Annotated in this window: 18 protein-coding genes and 4 tRNA genes; 10 read left to right on the forward strand and 12 right to left on the reverse strand. The window is 63.5% G+C overall.

Features of this window, described 5'->3' with window-relative positions; all coding sequences use genetic code 11:
* Positions 1-105 precede the first annotated feature (105 nt).
* Genes AC1Q5W_RS06485 through AC1Q5W_RS06495 form a run of 3 tightly spaced genes read left to right on the forward strand, consistent with a single transcriptional unit; the run spans position 106 to position 3,227 of the window.
* Positions 106-825, forward strand: coding sequence for a Crp/Fnr family transcriptional regulator (locus AC1Q5W_RS06485; protein ID WP_492643320.1), 720 nt, complete (start codon positions 106-108; stop codon positions 823-825).
* Between the two features lie 21 nt (positions 826-846).
* Positions 847-1,932 carry a phosphotransferase gene (locus tag AC1Q5W_RS06490; RefSeq protein ID WP_492643321.1) on the forward strand — a complete coding sequence of 362 codons (1,086 nt, stop codon included), beginning with the start codon at positions 847-849 and terminating at the stop codon, positions 1,930-1,932.
* Between the two features lie 44 nt (positions 1,933-1,976).
* Positions 1,977-3,227, forward strand: a complete 1,251-nt coding sequence (locus AC1Q5W_RS06495; RefSeq protein ID WP_492643322.1) for an acyl-CoA dehydrogenase family protein — start codon at positions 1,977-1,979, stop codon at positions 3,225-3,227.
* A gap of 42 nt (positions 3,228-3,269) precedes the next feature.
* On the opposite strand, the gene AC1Q5W_RS06500 is transcribed toward AC1Q5W_RS06495, so the two are convergent.
* From AC1Q5W_RS06500 to AC1Q5W_RS06555, 12 genes are all read right to left on the reverse strand, one after another.
* Positions 3,270-4,508, reverse strand: coding sequence for an HD-GYP domain-containing protein (locus AC1Q5W_RS06500; protein WP_492643323.1), 1,239 nt, complete (start codon positions 4,506-4,508; stop codon positions 3,270-3,272).
* A gap of 39 nt (positions 4,509-4,547) precedes the next feature.
* Positions 4,548-5,177, reverse strand: a complete 630-nt coding sequence (locus AC1Q5W_RS06505) for a DUF6806 family protein (RefSeq protein ID WP_492643324.1) — start codon at positions 5,175-5,177, stop codon at positions 4,548-4,550.
* Positions 5,178-5,192: 15 nt separating this feature from the next.
* Positions 5,193-5,285: transfer RNA gene (locus tag AC1Q5W_RS06510), tRNA-Leu, on the reverse strand.
* Positions 5,286-5,358: 73 nt separating this feature from the next.
* A tRNA-Cys gene (locus AC1Q5W_RS06515) sits at positions 5,359-5,432 on the reverse strand.
* 55 nt (positions 5,433-5,487) lie between these two features.
* Positions 5,488-5,563, reverse strand: a tRNA-Gly gene (locus AC1Q5W_RS06520).
* A gap of 82 nt (positions 5,564-5,645) precedes the next feature.
* Complete coding sequence (lon, locus tag AC1Q5W_RS06525) at positions 5,646-8,087, reverse strand: endopeptidase La (protein WP_492643325.1); 2,442 nt, start codon at positions 8,085-8,087, stop codon at positions 5,646-5,648.
* A 143-nt stretch (positions 8,088-8,230) separates the two neighbouring features.
* On the reverse strand, positions 8,231-9,496 hold the full coding sequence (clpX, locus tag AC1Q5W_RS06530; RefSeq protein ID WP_492643326.1) for an ATP-dependent Clp protease ATP-binding subunit ClpX: 1,266 nt from the start codon (positions 9,494-9,496) through the stop codon (positions 8,231-8,233).
* Positions 9,497-9,594: 98 nt separating this feature from the next.
* Positions 9,595-10,224 carry an ATP-dependent Clp endopeptidase proteolytic subunit ClpP gene (clpP, locus tag AC1Q5W_RS06535; protein ID WP_492643327.1) on the reverse strand — a complete coding sequence of 210 codons (630 nt, stop codon included), beginning with the start codon at positions 10,222-10,224 and terminating at the stop codon, positions 9,595-9,597.
* Between the two features lie 135 nt (positions 10,225-10,359).
* Positions 10,360-11,670 carry a trigger factor gene (gene tig / locus AC1Q5W_RS06540; RefSeq protein ID WP_492643328.1) on the reverse strand — a complete coding sequence of 437 codons (1,311 nt, stop codon included), beginning with the start codon at positions 11,668-11,670 and terminating at the stop codon, positions 10,360-10,362.
* A 68-nt stretch (positions 11,671-11,738) separates the two neighbouring features.
* Positions 11,739-11,825: transfer RNA gene (locus AC1Q5W_RS06545), tRNA-Leu, on the reverse strand.
* 86 nt (positions 11,826-11,911) lie between these two features.
* A complete protein-coding gene (locus AC1Q5W_RS06550; RefSeq protein ID WP_492643329.1) occupies positions 11,912-15,097 on the reverse strand; it encodes an efflux RND transporter permease subunit in 3,186 nt (1,061 codons plus the stop codon).
* Between the two features lie 7 nt (positions 15,098-15,104).
* Positions 15,105-16,289 carry an efflux RND transporter periplasmic adaptor subunit gene (locus AC1Q5W_RS06555; protein WP_492643330.1) on the reverse strand — a complete coding sequence of 395 codons (1,185 nt, stop codon included), beginning with the start codon at positions 16,287-16,289 and terminating at the stop codon, positions 15,105-15,107.
* 150 nt (positions 16,290-16,439) lie between these two features.
* Here AC1Q5W_RS06555 and AC1Q5W_RS06560 point away from each other — a divergent pair, with 150 nt between their 5' ends.
* The 7 genes from AC1Q5W_RS06560 to AC1Q5W_RS06590 all read left to right on the forward strand — a co-directional run bounded on the left by AC1Q5W_RS06560 (position 16,440) and on the right by AC1Q5W_RS06590 (position 25,151).
* On the forward strand, positions 16,440-16,664 hold the full coding sequence (locus AC1Q5W_RS06560) for an FmdB family zinc ribbon protein (protein ID WP_492643331.1): 225 nt from the start codon (positions 16,440-16,442) through the stop codon (positions 16,662-16,664).
* A 94-nt stretch (positions 16,665-16,758) separates the two neighbouring features.
* Complete coding sequence (locus AC1Q5W_RS06565) at positions 16,759-17,115, forward strand: rhodanese-like domain-containing protein (protein WP_492643332.1); 357 nt, start codon at positions 16,759-16,761, stop codon at positions 17,113-17,115.
* Between the two features lie 45 nt (positions 17,116-17,160).
* On the forward strand, positions 17,161-18,021 hold the full coding sequence (gene hpnC, locus AC1Q5W_RS06570; RefSeq protein WP_492643333.1) for a squalene synthase HpnC: 861 nt from the start codon (positions 17,161-17,163) through the stop codon (positions 18,019-18,021).
* A gap of 10 nt (positions 18,022-18,031) precedes the next feature.
* Positions 18,032-18,895 (forward strand): presqualene diphosphate synthase HpnD, encoded by an 864-nt coding sequence (gene hpnD / locus AC1Q5W_RS06575; RefSeq protein ID WP_492643334.1) that lies wholly within the window; start codon positions 18,032-18,034, stop codon positions 18,893-18,895.
* Complete coding sequence (gene hpnE / locus AC1Q5W_RS06580) at positions 18,892-20,238, forward strand: hydroxysqualene dehydroxylase HpnE (protein ID WP_492643335.1); 1,347 nt, start codon at positions 18,892-18,894, stop codon at positions 20,236-20,238. The genes hpnD and hpnE overlap by 4 nt, the downstream gene beginning before the upstream one ends.
* Positions 20,235-22,667 carry a Lon protease family protein gene (locus tag AC1Q5W_RS06585; RefSeq protein WP_492643336.1) on the forward strand — a complete coding sequence of 811 codons (2,433 nt, stop codon included), beginning with the start codon at positions 20,235-20,237 and terminating at the stop codon, positions 22,665-22,667. The genes hpnE and AC1Q5W_RS06585 overlap by 4 nt, the downstream gene beginning before the upstream one ends.
* 60 nt (positions 22,668-22,727) lie before the next feature.
* A complete protein-coding gene (locus tag AC1Q5W_RS06590) occupies positions 22,728-25,151 on the forward strand; it encodes a penicillin acylase family protein (RefSeq protein ID WP_492643337.1) in 2,424 nt (807 codons plus the stop codon).
* Positions 25,152-25,158: the final 7 nt, after the last annotated feature.

Below are 25,158 nucleotides of genomic sequence, written 5' to 3' on the forward strand. Positions count from 1 at the left end.
CGCGGCAAGACGCGCAGGCGACATGCGTCGCCCCCCTGAAACGGGTCTCGCGAGTGACAATAACGCCGACCCCACCGACCCACACAGTCACCCAAAAGACAGGCTATGGACGAACCTATTCTTACCATTGAAGAACGTGCAGCGATCAACTCCGGTCGCTGGTTTTCAACGCTTTCACCGTCCCTGCGACACGACATACTTCGATGTGCCTACGTCAAACGCCACAAAGACGGCGACCTCTTAGCCGCCCGGGGCGAACCGCCGGACGAGTGGATCGCCTGTGCCAAGGGTGCGGTGCGGGTCAGCTCCACCTCGATATCGGGCAAGCAGATCACCCTGACCTACGTGGAGCCGGGCATCTGGTTTGGGGACGTTGCGATGTTCGACGGCGACCGGCGCACGCACGATGCCTACGCCCATGGAGAAACCACAACCCTGTGCGTGGTGAAGGCGGATTTCAAAAAGATACTGGCGGCGCACAACGAACTGTACGAAGCCCTGCTGCGCCTGCATGCCCGTCGCATCCGCCAGCTCTACGGCTTGGTAGAGGACCTCAACACCCTGCCCCTGCGCGCACGGCTGGCCAAACAGCTGCTGCACCTGGTACGCAGCTACGGTGTGCCGTCCTTGAGCAATGCCAACGAAGTGCGGATCGGTCTGCATCTCGCGCAGGAGGAGTTGGCACAGCTGCTGGGTGCCTCGCGGCAGCGGGTCAACCAGGAACTCAAGGCCATGGAGCGGGACAACGCCATTCGCATCGAGCAAGGCGGGCTGGTCATACGTGACCGCGACGCCCTGATGCAAATCATTGAATCCGACGACTAAGCCACACTAACCCGACACCTTATGAGCAATTTCGACCATTTCGTAGGTACCCGATCCGTATCCGACCAGCACGCATTCGATCTGGCTGCGTTGAGCACCTGGCTGGAGAAAAACCTGGAAGGATTTGCCGGCCCCCTGACCGCAGAGATGTTCAAGGGCGGCCAATCCAACCCGACCTACAAGCTCAACACCCCCGGCAAGAGCTACGTGATGCGGGCCAAGCCCGGGCCGGTTGCCAAGCTGCTGCCGTCGGCCCACGCCGTGGAACGCGAGTTTGCCGTCATGCAAGGGTTGCAGGGAACCGATGTGCCCGTGCCCCGCATGTACTGCCTGTGCGAAGATGAATCCGTCATCGGACGCGCCTTTTATGTCATGGAATTCATGCAGGGGCGCGTCCTGTGGGACCAGTCGCTGCCCGGCATGGACCGCTCCCAGCGCGCAGCCATCTACAACGAGATGAACCGCGTCATTTCGGCCCTGCACAAGGTGAAGTTCGCCGAACGCGGATTGAGCAGCTACGGCAAACCCGGCAATTACTTTGAGCGCCAGATTGGCCGCTGGAGCAAGCAGTACACCGCGTCCATCACACAACCGATCCCCGAAATGGACCAGTTGATGGAGTGGCTCCCCAAAAACATCCCGGCCATGGCGCGGGACGAAGCCATGGTGAGCATCGTGCACGGAGACTTCCGGCTGGACAACCTGATGTTTGATGCCGAGCAACCCAGAGTTCTGGCCGTGCTGGACTGGGAACTCTCCACGCTGGGCCATCCCCTGGCAGATTTCAGCTACCACTGCATGGCGTGGCACATTCCTCCAGGCACCTTCCGCGGCATTGGCGGGCTGGATCTGGCCGACCTGGGCATTCCCAGCGAAGATGAATACATCCGCCTGTACTGCGAGCGTACGGGTCTGGCTACACCGGAGCAGCTCAAAGCCGACTGGAATTTCTACATGGCCTACAACATGTTCCGCATCGCCGCCATTTTGCAGGGCATTGCCAAACGCGTGGAGGCGGGAACAGCCTCCAGCGCGCAGGCTGTCAGCTCCGGAGCAGGCGCGCGTCCCATGGCGCAGATGGCCTGGAAGTTTGCCCAGCAGGCCTGAACGCCACCCCCACCTTTTCAAGTTCACACACCAACGGAGATCCTATGGATTTTGACTACTCACCGAAAACAAAAGAACTGCAAGCCCGCTTGTTGAAGTTCATGGATGACTACATCTACCCGGCAGAAGGCGCCTACCACGCCGAGATCGAGGCCAACACGGCGGCTGGCAAACGCTGGACGCCCCTGAAGACCATTGAAAACCTCAAGCCCAAGGCCCAAGCTGCCGGCCTGTGGAACCTGTTCCTGCCGGAAGACAGCGCAGCGGCCTCCGGCTACGCGGGCGCTGGCCTGACCAACCAGGAATATGCCCCCCTGGCCGAGATCATGGGACGCGTCATGTGGTCCAGCGAAGTATTCAACTGCTCCGCTCCCGACACCGGCAACATGGAAACCATTGCCCGCTACGGCTCGGAAGAAAACAAGGCCCGCTGGCTCAAGCCCCTGCTCGAAGGCACCATCCGTTCAGCCTTTGCCATGACGGAACCCCAGGTGGCGTCCAGCGATGCCACCAACATCGAGACCCGCATCGAACGCCAGGGCGACGAATACGTCATCAATGGCCGCAAGTGGTGGACCTCCGGCGCCGGCGATCCGCGCTGCGCCGTGTTCATCACCATGGGCAAAACCGACCCAGAAGCTGCCCGCCACTCGCAGCAAAGCATGGTGCTGGTTCCCGCCAACACCCCCGGCATCAAGATCGTGCGCCCGCTCAACGTGTTTGGTTACGACGACGCTCCCCACGGCCACATGGAAGTGCTGTTTGAAAACGTCCGCGTACCCGTCAGCAACATTCTGCTGGGCGAAGGCCGTGGCTTCGAGATTGCCCAGGGTCGCCTTGGCCCGGGACGCATCCACCACTGCATGCGCCTGATTGGCCTGGCCGAACGTGCCCTGGAGCTGATGTGCAAGCGCGCCTCCCTGCGCGTGGCCTTTGGCAAGCCCATTGCCGCCCAGACCGTGACCCAGGAGCGTATTGCCGAAGCGCGTTGCAAGATCGACATGGCCCGCCTGCTCACGCTCAAGGCGGCCTGGATGATGGACGTGGCTGGCAACAAGTTCGCCAAGAACGAAATTGCAATGATCAAGGTCGTGGCTCCCAAGATGGCATGCGATGTCATCGACTGGGCCATCCAAGTACACGGAGGTGCCGGCATGTGTGATGACTTCCCGCTGGCTTACGCCTACACCAATGCGCGCACCCTGCGCTTTGCCGACGGCCCGGATGAAGTCCACCGCAACGCCATCGCCAAGTCCGAACTGGGCAAATACAACCCCAAGCCCAAAGCGGCTTGACCCCCATGAAAAACGGCGCCAGTGGCGCCGTTTTTTTTCACCCTACCAGGGTGCGCGACTCAGGCCTGACCACAGTTCATTCAAGTCAGCAAAACGCCACTGGGCCGGATCTTCGCGGCTGACAATCTTTTCGCCGGCACCGGGAAGCGAAAGATCAATGACCTCCGGAACAATGCGCATGTTCGACTTGGTCGAAAAGAACACCTTCACCGAGGGGGTAATCAGGGATTTTCCCGTCTGCTCCACCACCACGCCCAGGCGGCCAGAGGACAGCCGAACCAGCGACCCAATCGGGTAAATCCCCAGACTCTTCACGAACGCCTGAAACACCTGGCTGTCGAAATGCCCGTTGGCCCACTCGGCCATTTTGCGCAGGGACTCCGCGGGGTCCCAGCCGGACTTGTAAGGGCGGTTCGAGGTAATGGCGTCATACACGTCACAAACAGCCCCCATCTTGGCAAACAGGCTGATCTCATCGCCTCGCAGACCTTTGGGGTAGCCCGATCCATCGATCTTTTCGTGGTGGTGCAGGCACACGTCCAACACCATGGGGTCCACATGGCTGTCTGCCGCCAGCAGGCGATGACCTTCTGCCGGATGCGTCTTGATGATGGTGAACTCCGCTTCCGTGAGTTTGCCCGGCTTGTTCAGCACCTCCATGGGCATCATCGCTTTGCCCAAATCGTGCATCAAGCCGGATAGCCCGGCAGAACGGGTCTGCTGCTCATCCAGCCCCAGCTGCCTGGCCAGCGCGACCATCATGGCGCACACCGCTACCGAATGCATGTACGTGTAGTCGTCGGCCGTCTTGAGCCGCGCCAGGCTGATCAGGGCCCCGGGATTGCGGGTCACCGAATCTGCGATCTCCACCACCAGGTGCTGGGCGGCACGGGTGTCCACCGCCTTGCCCATGCGGGCTTCCTGAAACATGGAAATCACTGCCTGCTTGGACTGGTTGCAAATCCGGGTAGCACGCGCCACTTCAACAGCCGTCGAAACGATTGCCACCTCGCGCTGCACACCTGCAACACGCTGCAATTCCGCTTCGACTTGCGCGTCGGACTCGGCCTCAGACAATGCGGACTGTCCGGGTGCCACATCCAATCCCTTGCCAGAGTCGATCCAGACCTCCTTGATGCTGCTGGACAGGATGGTCTGGATGTCCTTGGGGTCCTGCAGGACAAAGCCGCTGCGCCAAAAGGGGTGCTCCATCCAGGAGCCGCAAAACTCCTTGATATACATGCCCAGCACCAACTGCTCAACGTCGATTTTCTTGAGCATAGGGATGCGGGTTGTCAAGTGGATGCGGTGCCAGGAAAATCAGTGCAGATGCCGGGGCTTTCTGCCGCCGCCATGGCCACCACCGTGGTTGCCACCCGACCCGCTCGGGGGCTTCCCCAGGGCCAGTGAGCTGACCAGCGTGTCAAACCGGTGCTCGAACAATTTATCCACCTGGGCTACCACGCCACCGAGTTCAGAGGCATCGAAATGGCGTTCCATCAGGTTGATGACATCCTGCACCAGCAAATCCCTTTGCACCTGCATGATGGCTGCCGGGTTGGGGCCTACAAACAGCATCACAAAATCATCCCGAGACTCACTGCCCGGCTGGGCGTCTTCCTCATCGAACTCGGCGTCGTAGAACGTTACCTCAATGGCAGCGCCGCCGTCCGCGAGTTCATTGAGGTTCATGCAAACCTCGTCCAGCGTCTGGCGAAAATCTTGATCACCTGCAACCGTCCAGCACATCTGCAACAGGTGCTCGTGCGCGTCAAACTTGATGCCCGGCTCGTCTTCATAGGAGCTGCCTGCACCGTCCGCCAGTGAACGGGCGCCGGCGTATTGCCACAAAGGTTTGAGCCCCTCCTGAAGCTGCTCAAACCCGACATCTGCGCGCAAAGGCACCTGTCCGTGAACATGGATTTCGAAGGGGGCGTTGTAGCGTGGCATAGGCTGAAGTGTAGGTGGTGCCCGAGACCGGAATCGAACCGGTACGCCCGTTATTCACGAAGCGGCGGATTTTAAGTCCGATGTGTCTACCAATTTCACCACTCGGGCGCGTTCGGTCTATTGTGAAACAAAAATGCCCCATCAGCGAACGTTGACGGGGCACTGAGGACCAAATAATTACTGGAGGCGCGGTCCGGAGTCGAACCGGACTAACCGGATTTGCAATCCGGGGCATAACCGCTTTGCTACCGCGCCGCTCTGTCTTCACCTAAAGAAAAAGGGAAGCTGCTTGCTTCCCTTTTCTAAAATATGGAGCGGGAAAAGAGTCTCGAACTCTCGACCTCAACCTTGGCAAGGTTGCGCTCTACCAACTGAGCTATTCCCGCGTTTCAAGCCTCAAATTATAGCGTGGTTTTTTTGGTTTTTTGCAAACTTCCGAAAAATTTTGCTGACCGCCTCGCTATCCGTTCAATGCTTGATCGAATCCTGCGATTGTACCGCAGGAACTGCCGCCGGCGTCGCCGCTACAGCCACAACCTCTTCTTCCGGCAAGGGCACGGGCAGGGTTTCCAGCGCCAGTTCCAGGACTTTGTCGATCCAGCGAACCGGGACAATCTCCAGACCATTCTTCACGTTCTCGGGAATGTCCTGCAAGTCCTTTGCGTTGGCTTCGGGAATCAGCACCATCTTGATGCCACCGCGCAATGCCGCCAGCAATTTTTCCTTCAGGCCACCGATCTCGGTTACCTCGCCACGCAAGGTAATCTCACCTGTCATGGCCACATCGCCACGCACCGGAATGCCTGTCAGGGCCGACACAAACGCCGTGGTCATGGCAGCGCCGGCACTGGGGCCATCCTTGGGGGTTGCACCGTCCGGCACGTGGATGTGAATGTCCTTCTTCTCGAACACTTCATCCTTGATGCCCAAACGGCGCGCCCGGCTGCGCACCACGGTGCGTGCGGCTTCGACGGACTCTTTCATCACGTCACCCAGGGAACCGGTGCGGGTGATGACGCCCTTGCCCGGTGTCAGCGCAGCCTCGATGGTCAGCAAATCGCCGCCCACTTCGGTCCACGCCAGCCCGACCACCTGCCCCACCTGGTTTTGCTGCTCTGCGCGCCCGTAGGTGTACTTGCGCACGCCCAGATAGTCGTTCAGGTTGTCCGCGGTCACCTTGACCTGCGGCTCCAGCTTCTTCAGCAGCAGGCCCTTCACCACCTTGCGGCAGATCTTGGACAGTTCCCGCTCCAGGGAGCGCACACCCGCTTCGCGGGTGTAGTACCGCACGATGTCGCGCACGGCGTCTTCGGCAATCGCCAGTTCGGAGTCCTTGACGCCGTTGTTCTTCATCTGCTTGGGCAGCAGGTAGGTGATGGCGATATTGGTCTTTTCGTCTTCGGTGTAGCCCGAGAGACGAATCACTTCCATACGGTCCAGCAGGGCCGATGGGATGTTCATGGAGTTGGAGGTGGCCACAAACATCACATCACTCAAGTCGTAGTCGACCTCGACATAGTGGTCACCGAACTTGTGGTTCTGTTCCGGATCCAGCACCTCCAGCAGCGCGCTGCTGGGGTCGCCACGGAAGTCGGTTCCCAGCTTGTCGATTTCGTCGAGCAGGAACAGGGGGTTACGCGTACCCACCTTGGTCAGGCTCTGGAGCACCTTGCCTGGCATGGCGCCAATGTAGGTCCGGCGGTGGCCGCGGATTTCGGCTTCGTCGCGCATGCCGCCCAGGGCCATGCGCACGTACTTGCGCCCGGTGGCCTTGGCAATGGACTGGCCCAGCGACGTCTTGCCCACACCCGGAGGGCCCACCAGGCACAAAATGGGGGCCTTGACCTTGTCCACGCGCTGTTGCACCGCGAGGTATTCCAGAATACGGTCCTTGACCTTGTCCAGCCCGTAGTGGTCTTCGTTGAGCACTGCCTCGGCGTTCGCCAGGTTGTGCTTGATCTTGGTCTTGGCCGTCCAGGGCAGGGCTACCAGCACATCAATGTAATTGCGCACCACGGTGGCCTCGGCCGACATGGGCGACATGAGCTTGAGCTTCTTCAGCTCGGCTTCCGCCTTCTTGAGCGCCTCCTTTGGCATCTTGGCGGCCTTGATCTTTTTCTCGATCTCCTCGATGTCCGCGCCCTCTTCGCCCTCGCCAAGCTCCTTCTGGATGGCCTTGACCTGTTCGTTCAGGTAGAAGTCGCGCTGGTTCTTCTCCATCTGGCGCTTGACGCGTCCGCGGATCTTCTTGTCCACATTCAGGATGTCAACTTCGCGTTCGATTTGCTCGAACAGGTTCTCCAGTCGGTCTTTCACGCTGGAAAGACCCAGCACGGCCTGTTTGCTGTCAAGCTTCAAGGGCAGATGGGCCGCAATGGTGTCGGCCAGGCGCCCAGCATCGTCAATGCTGGAAATGGAGGTCAGGATCTCGGGCGGAATCTTCTTGTTGAGTTTGACGTACTGGTCAAACTGCTGCATGACGGCACGGCGCAGGGCTTCCACCTCGCTGGCCTTGCCGTGGCCTTTTCCCGTACCGTCGGCCACGGCCTCGATGGGGGTCACATTGGCCGTGAAATGGGACTCGCCCTCCTCGATCTGGTTGACCGATGCGCGCTGATGGCCTTCCACCAGCACCTTGACGGTGCCGTCGGGCAGCTTGAGCATTTGCAGGATGGTGGATACGCAGCCGACATCGAACATGTCGGACACCACGGGATCGTCCTTGGCGGCAGCCTTCTGGGCCACCAGCATGATGCGCCGGTCCGCTTCCATGGCAGCCTCCAGAGCCTTGATGCTCTTGGGGCGCCCCACGAACAGGGGAATGACCATGTGCGGGAACACCACCACGTCACGCAAAGGCAACAGCGGCAGTTCAATCGGGAGAGCAGGCAAAGTAATATGGCCAGACATGGGGAACCTCTTAGTTACCTGTTGAATATGGTCCGTGAAGCCTGAATTTCAAGCGCACTGCCATTATCAAAGCAGCAGTGGCTTGAAAATTCAAATAAACCTGCGCAAAAACCTGTCATATCAGGCATTTGTGCGCCCCGGCCTCACGCCTTCTTGGCGATATCGCGGTAAACAAGCAGCGGTGGCTTGTTTTCGTCGATGGTGGTCTCGTCCACCACCACTTTTTCCACATTGGTGGCGTTGGGCAGCTCGTACATGGTGTCAATCAGGGACTGCTCCAGGATCGAGCGCAGGCCGCGGGCACCCGTCTTGCGGGCCAGTGCCTTGCGGGCGATCGCCTTGAGTGCCGCCGGACGGATTTCGAGTTCCGCACCTTCCAGGGCCAGCAGCTTGGTGTACTGCTTGACCAGGGCGTTCTTGGGTTCGGTGAGGATCTGCACCAGCGCATCTTCGGTCAACTCGGCCAGGGCAGCCACCACCGGCATGCGGCCCACCAGCTCGGGAATGAGCCCGAACTTGATCAGATCTTCGGGTTCCACTTCCTTGAACACATCGGTCAGGCTGCGCTGCTGCTTGCTCTGGACCGTGGCACCAAACCCGATGCCCGAGGACTGGGTACGGGCCTCGATGACCTTCTCCAGCCCCGCAAACGCGCCACCACAGATGAACAGGATGTTGGTCGTGTCGATCTGCACGAAGTCCTGGTTGGGGTGCTTGCGTCCGCCCTGGGGCGGCACGCTGGCCATGGTGCCTTCAATGAGCTTCAGCAACGCCTGTTGCACACCCTCGCCCGACACGTCACGGGTGATGGAGGGGTTGTCGGACTTGCGGGAAATTTTGTCGATTTCGTCGATGTAGACGATCCCGCGCTGGGCTCGCTCCACGTCGTAATTGCAGCTCTGCAGGAGCTTGAGGACAATGTTCTCCACGTCCTCGCCCACGTAACCGGCTTCGGTCAGTGTGGTGGCGTCCGCCATGACGAAGGGCACATCCAGCATGCGTGCCAGGGTTTGCGCCAGCAGGGTCTTGCCCGATCCGGTGGGACCGATGAGCAGGATGTTGCTCTTGGCCAGCTCCACATCGTCTTTCTTGGCTTTTTCCTTGTGGCGCAGGCGCTTGTAGTGGTTGTACACCGCCACGGCCAGCGTCCGTTTGGCGGGCTCCTGCCCGATCACGTAGTTGTCGAGATTGGCCTTGATTTCCGATGGCGTGGGCAAATCGCTACGCGCCTCGGCGCCTTCGGTCGTGGCGGGCAACTCGTCGCGGATGATCTCGTTGCACAGGTCAATGCACTCATCGCACACAAACACCGATGGTCCTGCGATCAGTTTCTTGACCTCGTGCTGACTCTTGCCACAAAACGAGCAGTACAGGGTTTTTTCGCTGGAAGAGCCTTTTTTCTCGGCCATGGGGTGACTGCCTTTTCGGTGAATGTCCGAATGATACTCAAATACAAAAGGGGCGGCCGCGCCGCCCCACATACCGCTTGAACGGTGTCTTTTCTATCTCAAGCGCGCTTGGAAATGACCTGATCAATCAGGCCATACTCCTTGGACTCCTCGGCCGACATGTAGTAGTCACGCTCCGTATCCTTCGCAATGCGCTCCAGGGGCTGCCCGGTGCGTTCGGCCAGGATCTTGTTGAGCTGCTCGCGTGTCTTCAGGATTTCGCGCGCCGCAATCTCGATCTCGGTTGCCTGCCCCTGGCTGCCACCGGACGGCTGGTGAATCATCACCTTGGAGTTAGGCAACGAGAACCGCTTGCCCTTGGCCCCGGCCGCCAGCAAAAAGGCGCCCATGCTGGCCGCCATGCCAGTGCACAGTGTGGACACGTCGGGCTTGATGAAGTTCATGGTGTCATAAATGGCCATGCCCGCACTCACCGAACCACCGGGTGAGTTGATATAGAACGAAATATCCTTGTCCGGGTTTTCGCTTTCCAGGAACAGGAGCTGCGCCACCACCAGATTGGCGGTCTGGTCGTTGACCGGGCCCACCAGGAAGATCACCCGCTCCTTGAGCAGGCGCGAGTAGATGTCGTAGGAGCGCTCGCCCCTGCCCGACTGCTCGATAACCATGGGGATCATGCCCAGTGCCTGTGTTTCCATGTTGCCTGCCGCTCCGTATTTCACATTCATAGCGTCTCCAAAGAAGGATACTTACTGTACCGAAAAACCAATCCCTGAAAGCAAATGGGGCTTGCCTGCAGAACTACAAGCCCTGCCCAAGCCCCTTATGCCGCCAAGCCGTTCGCCTTTTCAGCGAACTGGCACTCAGTTTTGGCCCATCAGCTCGTCGAAGGAGATGGATTTGTCGCTGACCTTGGCCTTGGACAGCACAAAGTCGGTGACGTTGTTCTCAATCACCACCGCCTCAACTTCGGCCATGCGGCGGTTGTCGCTGTAGTACCAGCGCACCACGTCAGCCGGCTTTTCGTAGCTGGCGGCCAGTTCGTCAATGTGGGCCTTGATCTGCTCGGGCTTGGCTTGCAGTCCGTTGCTGTGCACCAGTTCGGCCACCACCAGACCCAGCCGCACGCGGCGCTCGGCCTGGGGACGGAACATGTCTTCGGGGATGGGCGCCTTGTCGGCGTCCTTGATGCCGCGCTGCTTCAGGTCGGCGCGCGCGCCTTCAACCATGCGCTCAAGCTCGCCCTGCACGCTGGATTTGGGCAGGTCGAGTTCGGCCTTGGACAGCAAGGCATCCATCACGACTTGCTTGTTGCGGGCCAGCAGGCGGTATTTGACTTCGCGCTCCAGGTTCTTGCGGATATCAGCGCGCAGGCCGGCCACGGTGGCTTCGGCGATGCCCAGGGACTTGGCCAGTGCGTCGTCCACTTCGGGCAGATGGGCGGCTTCCACCTTCTTCAGGGTCACCAGGAAGTCGGCGGTCTTGCCGGCCACATCCTTGCCATGGTAATCCGCAGGGAACGCCAGCGGGAACGTCTTGCTCTCGCCCGACTTCATGCCACGCACGGCGTTTTCAAACTCCTTGAGCATCTGGCCATCGCCCACGATGAACTGGAAGGCCTCGGCCTTGCCGCCGGCAAAGGGTTCACCGTCGATCTTGCCTTCGAAGTCCACCGTCACGCGGTCGGTGTCCTGGGCTGCGGCGTCCTGGGCGCGCTGGGCGAAGCTGCGGCGCTGCTTGCGCAGGATGTCCACGGTCTTGTCGATGGCTTCTTCCGTCACTTCGGTGCTGATCTTTTCCACTTCGGCCGTGGACAGATCGCCGATCTTGACCTCCGGGAACACCTCAAACACCGCATCAAAAGCCATCTGGCCTTCGGGCGACGCTTCGTTCTCGGTAATGCGGGGCTGACCGGCCACGCGCAGCTGGGCTTCGTTGGCCGCGGTGGAGAAAGCCTCACCGACCTTGTCGTTCATCACTTCGTAGTGGACCGAATAGCCATAGCGCTGGGCCACCACGTTCATGGGGACCTTGCCGGGACGGAAACCGTCCATCTTGACCGTGCGCGCCAACTTGCGCAAACGGGACTCCACCTCCGACTGGATCACGCCCACGGGCAGTGTCAGCGTGATTTTTCGCTCCAGCTTTTCCAGAGTTTCTACAGTAACGGCCATGATTCACTCCTAAATATTGGTGTTTGCAGGGCTTTCACCTGCGACATTGCGGAAATGCCATGCCTGGATGGTGCGCGGGGGGGGACTCGAACCCCCACACTGTTGCCAGCGTCAGGACCTAAACCTGGTGCGTCTACCAATTTCGCCACCCGCGCAAAAAACAAAAATGGGGGTCAAAAACCCGTGCAGACACAGCCTGCATGGTTTTGACCACCCACTTGAAATCGGTCAACCGGCTATTTTAACCTGCTGCGGGAGCCTCCCGCTTCACTTTGAACCACGCCGCGTACATGGCCGGCAACGCCAGCAGTGTCAGCACCGTGGCGACGACCAGCCCGCCCATGATGGCTACCGCCATGGGGCCCCAGAAAACCGAGCGCGACAGCGGAATCATGGCCAGCACGGCAGCGGCGGCCGTCAGCACGATGGGGCGCAGCCGGCGCACGGCGGACTCCACAATGGCGTCCCAGGTCGGCACACCGGCCGCGCGGTCCTGCTCGATCTGGTCGATCAGAATCACCGAGTTGCGCTGGATCATGCCCATCAGGGCAATCACGCCCAGCAAGGCCACGAAGCCAAACGGTCGGCCGGAAACCAGCAGGGCCGCAGCCACACCGGCAATACCGAGCGGGCCGGTCAGGAACACCAGCATGGCGCGGCTGAAGCTGTGCAGCTGCAGCATCAGCAGCGTGAAAGTGACGAACAGCATGACAGGAATACCGGCTGCAATGGACGCCGAGCCCTTGCTGCTCTCTTCCACCGCGCCGGCCACCTCGATGCGATACGCCGTCAGGCCCTTGGCCTTCCAGCCGGCTTCCAGCGCCCGCAGCTTGGGCAGCAGTTCGGCTGTGACGGTGGCGCCCTGCAGGCCTTCCACGATGTCACCCTGGACGGTAATGGAGTAATCACGCCCGTCGCGCCACATCACGCCCGGCTCCCACGCAAAAGTGGGCTTGGCGATCTGCGTCAGCGGAATCGACTTGCCACTGGCCGTGGGCAGGTAGGCGTTGCCGATGTCGGTGATGGCATTGCGCTCGTCCAGCGGCTGGCGCAGCACGATGTCGATCAGCTTGTCACCCTCGCGGTACTGGCCCACGGTAGTTCCCGACAGGATGGTCTTGGAGGCCTGGGCAATGGACTGGCTGGTCACGCCCAGGGCGCGTGCCTTGGTCTGGTCCACTTCCAGGCGCAGCACCTTGACCGACTCGTTCCAGTTGTCATTCACGCCGCGCATGTTGGTGCTGGCGCGCAGGATGGCCTTGACCTCGTCGGCGCGCGCGCGCAGCACCTGCGGCTCACCGCCGACCACGCGGAACTGCACCGGATACGGCACCGGTGGGCCGTTGGGCAGGATCTTGATACGGGCCCGCACCTCGGGGAACTCCTGCGCCACCAGCGTCTGCAAGCGCACGCGCAGGGGTTCGCGCAGCTTCAGGTCCTTGGGCTGGATGATGATCTGCGACACATTGCTCTGCTGGAAGATGGCATCCAGCGGCAGGTAGAAGCGCGGCACGCCCGAGCCCACCCAGGTGGTGACGCTCTGCACATCGGACTCCTGCATGAGGCGCGCCTCGATGCGCTTGGTGATTTCCTCATTGGCGGCGAAGGCCGTGCCTTCCGGGTACCACACGTCCAGCAGGATTTCCGGGCGCGAAGAGTCGGGGAAGAACTGCTGCTGCACCTTGCCCATGCCAGCAATGCCCAGCGCAAACATCAGCACCGTGGCGCCAATGGTCATCCAGCGGTGCTGCACGCACCAGTTCACCGCCTTGCGGAAGGTGTTGTAGAACGGGGTGTCAAACAGCTCGTGCGGCTGGCCGCCCGTGGTCTCCTGGCCCGGTGACTGCTGCGCGGTAGCATGCGGCTTCACCTTGAGCAGCACCGTGCCCAGGTACGGCACGAAATACACCGATACGAACCAGCTCAGAACCAACGCCAGCACCGTCACGCCGAAGATGGCGAAGGTGTACTCGCCCGTGGACGAGCGGGCGATACCAATGGGCAGAAAACCCACGGCGGTAATCAGCGTGCCCGTCAACATGGGCATGGCCGTGATCTCGTAGGCGAAGGTGGCCGCGCGCACCTTGTCGTAACCCTCCTCCATCTTGCGCACCATCATTTCCACGGCAATGATGGCGTCGTCCACCAACAAGCCCAGGGCGATGATCAGCGAGCCCAGCGATATCTTGTGCAGGCCTATGCCCCAGTACTGCATGCCCAGGAAGGTGACCGCCAGCACCAGCGGAATGGTGATACCCACCACCAGGCCGGGGCGAAAGTCCACGTACCAACGCCGCCACAGCGGGTGCTGGCCCTCGCGCTTGTGCAGCCCCAGACTGAGGAAACTCACGCCCAGTACCACCACCACGGCCTCGATCAGCACGCCAATGAATTCATTGACCGACTTGGCCACGGCCGTGGGCTGGTCCTGCACCTCGACCAACCGGATGCCGGCCGGCAAGGTGGCGCCGATCTTCTCGGTGGCGACCTTGAGCGCCTTGCCCATGGCGATGATGTCGCCACCTTTGTTCATGGACACGCCCATGCCAATGATCTGCTTGCCCTGGTAACGCACCTTGACCTGGGCCGGGTCGACGTAACCGCGCTTGACCTCGGCAATGTCACCCAGACGCAGCTGGTTGCCGCTGGCACCGCGGATGGGCATGGCACGCAGGTCCTCCACTGCCTCGAATTGGCCGCCCACGCGCACCTGCAGCACATCCACCGGCGTCTGCATCGTGCCGGCGCCTTCGATGGCGTTCTGCTGGTTGAGTTGGGCCAGCACCTGGTTCATGTCCAGCCCCAGCTGGGCCAGGCGCTTTTGCGAGATCTCGATGTAGAGCTTTTCGTCCTGCACACCATAGAGCTCGACCTTGTTGACGTCGGCCACCTTGAGCAGCTTCTGGCGCACATCGTCGGCAAAGGTCTTGACCTCGGCATCGGAGAAGCCATCGGCCTGCAGGGCGTAGATCACGCCGTACACATCACCAAATTCGTCGTTGAAGAACGGGCCCTGCACACCACCGGGCAGGGTGTAGCGCATGTCGCCCACCTTCTTGCGCACCGTGTACCAGGTGTTGGCCACGTCGGTGCCGCGGGTGGAGTCCTTCACCTGGAACAGGATGGTGGTCTCGCCGGGCTTGGAATAGCTGCGGATCTTGTCGGCGTTGGGCACTTCCTGCAGGGTGCGCTCGATCTTGTCGGTCACCTGCTCGGCCATCTGCTGGGCGGTGGCGCCGGGCCAGAAGGCGCGCACCACCATCAGGCGAAAGACAAAGGGCGGGTCTTCATCCTGCCCGAGCTGGAAGAAGGCCGCCGTGCCCAGAACCATGAGCACGATCATCAGGAACTTGGTCAGCGGAACATGGTCCACCGCCCAACGCGAGAGGTTGAACCCCTTCTCGGGGTGCAGATGCTGGTCGGACATGGTCAAATCACTTTCCCGACGCAGCGGAAGCAGCCGGAGCGGCTGGGGTTGGACTGGATGGCGCTACAGAATTCGTAGCTGCCTGCGCAGCGTTTACGGGTGCTGAAGCCTGTTTTTCCTTGTAAATGGTGACCTTCTGGCCGGGCGAGAGCACGTGCACGCCCGCCACAACCACCTGCATGCCGGGCTGCAGGCCGCTGGATACCACAACATCGTTGCCGTCGGCCGTGGCAATCACCACCGGCTGCAACTTGACCGTCATGCTGGCCGTGTCCAGCACCCACACAGCAGAGGACTGGCCGTCCTGGCGGAAGGCGCTGGTGGGCAGCTTCACCACCTGGGCGCCGCTGCGGTCCAGCGACTGCGGTACCACAGCCACCGTGCTGCCCAGCACCAGCGCATCGCTGGCGGGCATGGAAACCTTGACAGTGAAAGTGCGCGTCACCGGGTCGGCGCTGGCCGCCACCTCGCGCACGCTGCCCTTGAGCACGCCGCTGGCGCCCCACACCCGCACGTCCACGGCGGAGCCTACCTTCACGTGCGTCACTTTATCCTCCGGCACGGCAAACACCACGTCGCGCGGGCCGTCCTGGGCAATGCGCACCACCGGGGTTCCGGCAGCCACCACCTGGCCGGGTTCGGCCTCAATGGCGGTCACCACGCCCGACACGTCCGCCACCAGAGTGGTGTACGCGGCCTGGTTGCCCTGGCCCGACCACTGCGCCTGCGCCTGGTCCGCCTGGGCCTGGGCCGCCTTCAGGGCCGCCTCACGCCGCTCCAGTTCGGCACCGCTGATGAAGTTCTGCTCGCGCAACTCCTTGTAGCGCTTGAAATCGGCCGCCGCCAGATCCCGGTTGGTCGTTGCTGCCGCCAGTTGCGCCTGCGCGGCCTGCGCCGCTAGCTTGTAGTCCTGCGGATCCAGCTGCGCCAGCACCTCGCCGGCCTTCACGCGCTGCCCCAGTTCGGCTTGGCGCCGCACGATCTTGCCCCCCACGCGAAAGCCCAGCCGGGACTCCACCCGCGCCCGCACTTCGCCGGCAAACTCGGCGCCCGACTGCATGCCCTGCGCCCCCACCGTCAGGATCTTGACCGCCCGGACGGGCTCTTCCGTCGGGGCGGGTTTGGAACAGGCGCTCAGTGCCAAGGCGGCTGCGATGAGCGTCGCGACGAGGGGTGTGGATGGAGTGGACATGGAAGTGCCGTAAAAAGAAGGAAAAACAGTGGCGTGTATTTTAATGACCAATTGGTTAGTAATTTAGGGTAAACGCGAATATCTGTCAACTGACCGGGCCGCCGGGGATCATCCCAGGACGGATAATCCGCCCGAACAAGGACCTGCCCCATGCCCATCTACGAATACGCCTGCCGCGACTGCGGCAACCAATTTGAGACCCTGGTACGTGCCAGCGATACCCCCGAGTGCCCCCGCTGCCATTCCACCCAGCTGGAAAAGCTGCTGTCGGTTTTTGCCACCACGGGCGACTCGGCCAAGGCCGCGCCGGTCATGCCCGGCGGGTGTGGATCGTGCGGGCACCCCGGCGGGCCCGGGGCGTGCGGAATGGGGTAAGCCCAAGACAATGCATACTCCATAGGGTATATTCAGACGACTGAGGCTGCCCCATCTACCGCGACATCCGCGGTTCAGCCTGACAAGGAGTTGTATGAATTTCCCGGCATTGCTCGAAAACTATTGGCCATTCCTGGCGCTGGGCCTCTGGTTCGCGTACAAGTGGTGGAATTCCCGGCGCGTCGTGGCCCTGCTGCCCGCGCTCAAGCAGCGGGGCGCAGTCCTGGTTGACGTGCGATCGGCCGCGGAGTTTGCAGGCGGGAGCGCCCCCGGCACCGTCAACATCCCCCTACAGGAATTGGGCCGCCGGCTGGGCGAGATCCCCAAGACCGCGCCGGTTGTGGTCTGCTGCGCCAGCGGAACCCGCAGTGGCATGGCCAAAATGCTGCTCAGAAAGAACGGCTACCCGGAGGTCCATAACGTCGGAACCTGGAGCAAGCTCCTGGGCTGAGCGTCCCAGCACGGGCATGGCGCCGCACAAGGCAAAATCGGCACCATGCAGACCCCTTTGGCCACCAGCCCGCCCCCCGTCACCCACTACGAAAACTTCCCCGTCGCCTCGTGGCTGTGCCCGGCCCACTTGCGCCGCCCCATTGCCGCCATCTACCACTTCGCCCGCACGGCGGACGACATCGCCGACGAGGGCGATGCCAGCGCGCCGCAGCGCCTGGACGAACTGCAGGCCTACCGCCACGACCTGAGCGCCGCCTGCCAGGCCGCACCCGAACCCAGCTCGCGCTGGCCGCAGGTGTTTGGGCCGCTGCACGCCGCCATCCGGACCCACCAGCTGCCGCCCCAGCTGCTGCACGATCTGCTGGACGCTTTTGTGCAGGACACCCGGCAGTCCGCCGCCGGCGCGGGCTACGCCACGCAAGCCGAACTGCTGGACTACTGCCGCCGCTCGGCCAACCCGGTCGGGCGGCTGCTGCTGCACCTGTATGGCGTGACTGACGCGCTGGCGCTGGAACGCAGCGACGCCATCTGCACCGCCCTGCAACTCATCAATTTCTGGCAGGACCTGAGCGTGGACATTCCCCGCGGCCGCTACTACCTGCCGCAGGACGACTGCGCCCGGCTGGGCGCCTCCTGGCACGACGTGCTGGAGCGCCGGCAGACGGAATCAGCTACCAAATTGATAGCTGTCTGCGCAGATTCTGCAAGGGCCAGCATGCTCAAAGGTGCCCCATTGGTGCACCAGATCCCCGGGCGCGCCGGCTGGGAACTGCGCCTGGTGGTGCAAGGCGGCCTGCGCATCCTGGACAAAATCGAGGCCCTGCACTTTGCCACGCTGAACCAGCGCCCTACCCTGCGCGCGTGGGACTTTCCGGTGATGCTCTGGCGCGCGCTGTGGATGTAACAATACAGCCATGACCCCTGCGCAATACGTCCAGCAAAAAGCCGCCGCCTCGGGCAGCAGCTTCTACTACGCCTTCCTGTTCCTGCCGACCTCCCGCCGGGCTGCGATCACCGCTTTTTATGCCTTTTGCCGCGAGGTCGATGACGTGGTGGACGACATGGTGGACATGGGCGTGGCCCACACCAAGCTCGCCTGGTGGCAGGGTGAAGTGGCCCAGGCGTTTGCCGGACACCCCACCCACCCGGTGATGCAGGCCCTGATGCCGCTGACGACCGAATTCGGCATCGAGCAGCGCCACCTGCAGGCCGTGATCGACGGCTGCCAGATGGACCTGGAGCAGACCCGCTACCTGGACTACCCCGCCCTGCAACGCTACTGCCACCTGGTGGCCGGCGTCGTGGGAGAGGTGGCCGCGAAGATCTTCGGCCAGACCCAGGAGCAGACCACGCGCTATGCCCACACGCTGGGGCAGGCCCTGCAGCTCACCAACATCATCCGTGACGTCGGCGAAGACGCCCTGCGCGGACGCATCTACCTGCCCGTCAACGAGCTGCAGCAGTTTGACGTCAAGGCACACGAAATCCTGAAACGCCAGGGCGCCGATGGCGATGCCACCGATTTCCAGCGCCGCTTCCAGGCCCTGATGGCCTTCCAGGCCGCACGCGCCCACCGCCTGTACGACGAAGCGCTGGCCCTGCTGCCCGACGCCGACCGCCGCGCGCAAAAACCCGGCCTGATGATGGCCAGCATCTACCGCACCCTGCTGCGCGAAATCGAACGCGACCAGTTCCAGGTGCTGAACCAGCGCACCAGCCTGACGCCCGTGCGCAAACTGTGGTTGGCCTGGAAGGTCCAGGCGCTGGGACGCGTGTGAAAGTCGCCGTCGTCGGTGCCGGGTGGGCGGGCATGGCGGCAGCCGTAGCGGCCAGCGAAGGCGGGCACGCGGTCACGGTTCTTGAATCAGCCCGCACCCTGGGCGGGCGGGCACGGGCCCTGAGCGTGCCCCTGCCCGACGGCACCGAAGCCACGCTGGACAATGGCCAGCACATCCTGATCGGCGCCTACACCGACACCCTGCGCCTCATGCGCCATGTGGGCGTGGACGCCGGAGCCACCCTGCTGCGCAGCCCCCTGTCCCTGCCCTTTGTCGACGGCAGCGGCCTGCAGACGCCCGCCTGGGCCGCCGCCTGGCCGGCGCCGCTGGACGCCCTGGCCGCCATGGCCACGGCGCGCGGCTGGACTTGGCGTGACCGGCTGTCCCTGCTGCGGGCCTCCCTGTCCTGGCAACGCGCGCGGTTCGCCTGCGCACCGCAGTTGTCCGTGGCGCAACTGTGCCGCGGCCTGGCGCCGCGCGTGCTGCAGGAACTGATTGAACCCCTGTGTGTCTCGGCCCTCAACACCCCGGCGGACCAGGCCAGCGCCCAGGTCTTTCTGCGGGTGCTGAAAGACGCCCTGTTTGGCGTGCGCGGCGGCTCCCACCTGCTGCTGCCCCGCACCGACCTGACGGCCCTGTTCCCTGCCGCCGCGGCGCACTGGCTCACGCAGCGCGGCGGGCAGGTACACACCGGCCAGCGGGTGGAGCAACTGCGCTGGGAGGCGGGGCACTGGCATCTGGACGGCACCGCCTTTGATCGCGTGATCTGGGCCACTTCAGCATCCGAAGCAAGCCGCGCCCTTGTGGAATGTGCGCAGACAGCTCCTGATTTCATAGCAAAACCCCTGTGCGGCTGGTCTGAACCGGCCGCTGCGCTGCGCTTTGAAGCCATTGCCACGGTCTATGCCTGGGGCGACGGCGCCCGCTTGCCGCATGCCATGCTGGCCCTGCGCACCACGGCACAGGCCCCCGCCCAATTCGTGTTCGACCGCGCCCAGCTCGGCGGCCCCGCAGGCTTGCTGGCCTTCGTGGTGAGCGCCAGCCATGGCCCGCGCGAGGCCCTGCAGGCGGCGGTGCTGGCCCAGGCGGCCCAGCAGCTCGCCCCGCTGGGGCTGCCCCCCCTGCAGGCCGTGCAGACCGTGGTGGAAAAACGCGCCACCTTTGCCTGCAGCCCCAGGCTGGAACGCCCCCCCCAGCTCATTGCGCCCGGCCTGTACGCCGCGGGGGACTATGTCGCCGGCCCCTACCCCGCCACCCTGGAAGGGGCGGTGCGCAGCGGCTGGGAGGCCGGCCATGCCCTGCCGCCTGTTTCCACCACTCCACCCCACCCCGACCGCCCATGAACACCACCAGCCTGCCCAGTGTCCAGTTGCGCCTGACGATTGCACCCGAATCGCTGGGCTTTGCCAGCACCGCCGAGCTGGTGCAGCAGCCTCTGCCGTGGATCGGGCAGGAACGGGCTGAAAAGGCCGCCCGTTTCGGCCTGGCCATGGACCAGCCCGACTACAACCTGTTCGTGCTGGGCGAAGTGGGCAGCGGACGCTCGTCCCTGCTCAGCCAGGTGATGCACGAGGCAGCGGCCAGCCGACCTGTGCCGCCGGACCTGTGCTATCTGCACAACTTCGACGCCCCCGAACACCCGCGCGCCCTGCGCATGCCGCCCGGCCAGGGGCGCCAGTTGCGCCAGCTCATGGCCAAACTCACGCACACGCTGCAAAAGGAGATTCCCCTGCGCTTGGGCAGCGAAGACTTCAAGTCCGAAAGCGAGCACATCCAGAACGCCTACAAGCAGGAAGAGTCCAAGGCCTATGCGGAGCTCGATGCCTTTGCCGAGGCGCGCCACTTTTCGCTGTTCCGCGAATCCGGGCATCTGGTGTTCACGCTGGTGGGGGACCAGGGACGCGCCCTGACCGAGGGAGAGGCCCACGCCCTGCCCAAGGAACGCCGCGCCGAGATCGACCAGGCCGAACAGGAACTGCGGGGGGAGATTACGCGCTTCATGGAAACCATGCGCCCCATCGAGCGGGTGATGAACGAAGCGCTGTCCGCCCTGCGCCGCCAGGTCGTCAAGCCCGTGCTGGACCATGAGCTGCAGGACATCCGCAACAGCCTGAAAAAGCAGATCAAGGACTCCGTCAAGCTCGGCGCCTACCTGGACCAGGTGCTGCACGACGTTCTGGAACACCTGGAACTCTTCAGCCCGTCGGACGAAGAGGAAGACGAGGAAGCGCGCCGCGAAGCCCTGGCGCAGCTGCTGATGCGCTACCGCGTCAACCTGGTGGTGGACAACGAGGGGCGCACCGGCGCGCCCGTCATCATCGAGCAGAACCCGGTGTTTCGCACGCTGTTTGGCAGCGTCGAGTACCAGGCCGAGGAAGACGTGTTGATGACCGACTTCTCCCGCGTCCGCGCCGGCAGCCTGCTCAAGGCGCACGGGGGCTTCTTGCTGCTGCAGCTGCGCGACCTGCTGACCGATGAGTTGGCCTGGGAAAAACTGCGGCGCTTCCTGCGCAGCGGGCGCGTGCAGATCGAGGAGCCCGGCACCGCCATGATGCCCATGGCCGCCGTGTCGCTGGAACCCGAGGCGGTGGACGCCGAGGTCAAGATCATCCTCATCGGTTCCGTGGAGCACTACTACGCCCTGCAGGAAGGCGACCCCGAGTTTGCGCGGCGCTTTCGCGTCAAGGTGGACTTTGCCGAAAGCTTTGCCGCCAGCGACGATACCCGCACCGGCACCGCCATCTTCGTCGCGCACGCCTGCCGCAAGCTGGGCCTGCCCCACTTCTCGGCCGGCGCCGTGGCACGACTGCTGGAAGATGCCCACCGCGAGGCCGACGACCAGACCCGCCAGAGTGCCAACTTTGCCCGCATCGAGTCCCTGGTGGCCGAGAGTGCTGCCATCTGCCGCACCCGCGCGGGCAGCGCCGGCAACGGCGACACCCTGGTCAACGCCGCCGATGTGGAGCAGGCCCTGGCCGCACGCCGCCTGCGCCACGACTACCCCGAACAGCGCCTGCGCGAGTCCATTTCCGACGGCGACCGCCTGATTTCCCTGAACGGTGAACACGTAGGCCAGCTCAACGGCCTGACGCAGATCGATCTGGGCGACTGGCGCTTTGGCCTGCCCGTGCGCGTGACCGCGCGCACCCATGCCGGCAACGAAGGGCTGATGAACATCGAGCGCGAGGTCGAAATGTCGGGCCCCATCCACGACAAGGGCGTGCTGATCCTGCACAGCTACCTCATAGCCCTGTTTTCCCACATGGCGCCGCTGGCACTGAACGCCTCCATCGTGTTCGAGCAGGAATACAGCGGCGTGGAGGGCGACTCGGCTTCATGCGCCGAGTTGTACGCCGTGCTGTCGTCCCTGTCGGGACTGCCCCTCAAGCAGGGCATTGCCGTCACCGGTGCCGTCAACCAGCACGGCGAAGTGCTGCCGGTGGGTGGCATCAACGAGAAGATCGAAGGCTGGTTCCGCGTCTGCGAGGCCGCCGGCCTGGACGGCCAGCAGGGCGTGCTGATTCCCGCGCGCAACCGCCGCCACCTGATGCTGGAACCGCAGGTGCTGGACGCGGTCGACCAGGGGCTGTTCCACATCTACACCGCCACCCACGTGCGCGAGGGGCTGGAGCTGCTCACCGCCCACCCCTCCGGCATGACCGCCCCGGTGGGGCCGTACCCGGCCGACAGCGTGCTCGGCCACGCCGAGCAGACCCTGGCGGCGTACCGCCGTGCCTGCCAGCAAACCCGCCGGCGCAGGCCCCGCAGCTGATTCGGGTATTCCCCGCAAGGCCATTGCGTATGATGGGCGCCAAAAAAGGAGACGCCGTTCATGCACATTGCCCTGAAAATCGTGGCCGCCACGGTCACCGCAGCCGCCGTCGCGGCCGGTGGCGCCATTGCCTGGCACATCCATACCAAGCAACCCGTGCGCAGCGGCACCGTGGCCCTGCAGAAGCTGCAGGCCCCGGTGAGCGTGGCCTATGACGAGCGGGGCGTGCCCCACATCCGCGCCGGCAACGAAACCGACCTGTACCGCGCACTGGGCTACGTGCACGCGCAGGATCGCCTGTTCCAGATGGAAATGGTGCGCCGCCTGGCCCAGGGCGAACTGGCCGAAGTGCTGGGCCCCAAGCTGCTCGACACCGACAGGCTGTTTCGCACCCTGGGCATTCGCGCACGCGCCCAGGACATGGCCGCCAGGATGGACCCCGCAACCCCGTCCAACCAGGCCCTGCTGGCCTACCTAGACGGCATCAACCAGTACCAGGCCGGCCACCCCGCGCCGCTGGAGTTCGACATCCTGGGCATTCCCAAACGCCCTTTCACGCCGCAAGACACTTTTGCCGTCTCGGGCTACCTGGCGTACAGCTTTGCTGCCGCCTTCAAGACCGAACCGGCGCTGACCTACATCCGCGACAAGCTGGGCCCCGACTACCTGCGCGTGTTTGACCTGGAGTGGCACCCCGAAGGCGTGCTGGGCGCCACGGCGGCGGCCCGCCTGCCGCAGCAGCCGGCGCTGGCCCTCAACGCCAAGGACTGGCAGGGCCTGAGCCAACTGGCCCAGCTCAGCCAAGACGCGCTGGACGCAGCCGGCGTGCCCGCCTTTGAAGGCAGCAACGCCTGGGCCATCTCCGGCCAGCGCACCGCCAGCGGCAAACCCCTGCTGGCCGGCGACCCGCACATTGCCTACTCGGCACCCGCCGTCTGGTACGAAGCCCACCTGAGCGCCCCCGGCTTCGAGCTGTACGGCCACTACCAGGCACTCAACCCCGTTGCCCTGCTGGGGCACAACGGGCAGTTTGGTTGGAGCCTGACCATGTTCCAGAACGACGACGTGGACCTGGTGGCCGAAAAGACCAACCCCGCCAATGCCAACCAGGTCTGGGTGCGTGGCGCCTGGACCGAGCTGCAAAGCCGCAGCGAGACCATCAAGGTCAAAGGTGCGGCGGACGTGCAGCTGACCCTGCGCCGCTCACCCCATGGCCCCATCATCACGGACGCCTTCAAGGACAGCCTGGGCACCACCCCCATCGCCATGTGGTGGGCATTCCTGGAAACCGAAAATCCGGTGCTGGAGGCCTTCTACGACCTGAACCGCGCCAACACCCTGGAGAAGGCCCGCCACGCGGCGGAAAAGATCCACTCCCCCGGCCTCAACGTGGTGTGGGCCAGCGCCAGTGGCGACATCGGCTGGTGGGCGGCCGCCAAGCTGCCCATCCGCCCGGAAGGCGTGAACCCCACGTTCATTCTGGACGGCAGCACCGGTGAGGCCGAGAAGACCGGCTTCTACAACTTCGCCTTCAACCCGCAGGAAGAAAACCCGGCCCGCGGCTACATCGTGTCGGCCAACCACCAGCCGCAACCGGTCAGCGGCGTGCCCGTGCCCGGCTACTACAACCTGGCCGACCGGGCCCAGCGCCTGGACTCCGTGCTGCGCGACCCCAAGAACAAATGGAACACCGCAGCCGCGCAGGCCCTGCAGCTTGACAGCGGCAACGGCTACGGCCCACGCACGCTCGCCGCGCTGCTGCCCATCCTCAAGGCCGTCGTCACCGACCCCTACGAAAAGGCGTTCCTGGAACCCCTGGAGTTGTGGAACGGCGACTACACCACCGACGGCATCGCCCCCCTGCTGTTCAGTCAGATGCTGTACGAGCTGGCGCATGAGGCCATGGCCGACGAAATGGGCGAGGTCCAGTTCGCCAACCTGCTCAAGACCCGGGCGCTGGACAGCGCACTGCCCCGGCTGGCCGCCGACGCCAACTCACCCTGGTGGGACAACGTGAAGACCAAACAGGTGGAAAACCGGTTCGAAACCATGCGTATCGTCTGGGGCAACACGCTGCGGCACCTGGAAGGCCTGTACGGGAAGGACCTGCTGAAGTGGAACTGGGGCCGCGCGCACACCCTCACCCACAACCATCCGCTGGGCATGCAAAAGCCGCTGAACCTGCTGTTCAACGTCGGACCGTTCCCGGTACCGGGCGGGCGCGAGACGCCCAACAACTTCTCCGGCAGCATCGGCCCGGCACCCTGGGCGGTGAGCTACGGCCCCTCCACCCGGCGGGTCATTGACTTTGCCGACGCCAGCAAATCCGTGGGGATCAACCCGGTCGGCCAAAGCGGCGTGCTGTTTGACGCCCACTACTCCGACCAGGCCGAACGCTTCGTGGCCGGTGTGTATGTGCCGCAGTACCTGAGCGAGGCAGACGTCAAGGCCCACACGCAAAGCACGCTGACATTGCGCCCTTGAACAGCCG

The organism is Rhodoferax sp. MLSD5-FHT05B10 (assembly GCF_058793415.1).

Excerpts from the sequence above, each read along its gene's own strand:
- clpX (WP_492643326.1), bottom strand. The coding sequence starts at position 9,496 with ATGGCCGAGAAAAAAGGCTCTTCCAGCGAAAAAACCCTGTACTGCTCG.
- AC1Q5W_RS06565 (WP_492643332.1), top strand. The coding sequence starts at position 16,759 with ATGAATTTCCCGGCATTGCTCGAAAACTATTGGCCATTCCTGGCGCTG.
- AC1Q5W_RS06590 (WP_492643337.1), top strand. The coding sequence starts at position 22,728 with ATGCACATTGCCCTGAAAATCGTGGCCGCCACGGTCACCGCAGCCGCC.
- hpnC (WP_492643333.1), top strand. The coding sequence starts at position 17,161 with ATGCAGACCCCTTTGGCCACCAGCCCGCCCCCCGTCACCCACTACGAA.
- AC1Q5W_RS06490 (WP_492643321.1), top strand. The coding sequence starts at position 847 with ATGAGCAATTTCGACCATTTCGTAGGTACCCGATCCGTATCCGACCAG.
- clpP (WP_492643327.1), bottom strand. The coding sequence starts at position 10,224 with ATGAATGTGAAATACGGAGCGGCAGGCAACATGGAAACACAGGCACTG.
- hpnD (WP_492643334.1), top strand. The coding sequence starts at position 18,032 with ATGACCCCTGCGCAATACGTCCAGCAAAAAGCCGCCGCCTCGGGCAGC.
- AC1Q5W_RS06500 (WP_492643323.1), bottom strand. The coding sequence starts at position 4,508 with ATGCTCAAGAAAATCGACGTTGAGCAGTTGGTGCTGGGCATGTATATC.
- AC1Q5W_RS06505 (WP_492643324.1), bottom strand. The coding sequence starts at position 5,177 with ATGCCACGCTACAACGCCCCCTTCGAAATCCATGTTCACGGACAGGTG.
- AC1Q5W_RS06560 (WP_492643331.1), top strand. The coding sequence starts at position 16,440 with ATGCCCATCTACGAATACGCCTGCCGCGACTGCGGCAACCAATTTGAG.
- tig (WP_492643328.1), bottom strand. The coding sequence starts at position 11,670 with ATGGCCGTTACTGTAGAAACTCTGGAAAAGCTGGAGCGAAAAATCACG.
- AC1Q5W_RS06555 (WP_492643330.1), bottom strand. The coding sequence starts at position 16,289 with ATGTCCACTCCATCCACACCCCTCGTCGCGACGCTCATCGCAGCCGCC.
- lon (WP_492643325.1), bottom strand. The coding sequence starts at position 8,087 with ATGTCTGGCCATATTACTTTGCCTGCTCTCCCGATTGAACTGCCGCTG.
- AC1Q5W_RS06485 (WP_492643320.1), top strand. The coding sequence starts at position 106 with ATGGACGAACCTATTCTTACCATTGAAGAACGTGCAGCGATCAACTCC.
- AC1Q5W_RS06585 (WP_492643336.1), top strand. The coding sequence starts at position 20,235 with ATGAACACCACCAGCCTGCCCAGTGTCCAGTTGCGCCTGACGATTGCA.
- AC1Q5W_RS06550 (WP_492643329.1), bottom strand. The coding sequence starts at position 15,097 with ATGTCCGACCAGCATCTGCACCCCGAGAAGGGGTTCAACCTCTCGCGT.
- AC1Q5W_RS06495 (WP_492643322.1), top strand. The coding sequence starts at position 1,977 with ATGGATTTTGACTACTCACCGAAAACAAAAGAACTGCAAGCCCGCTTG.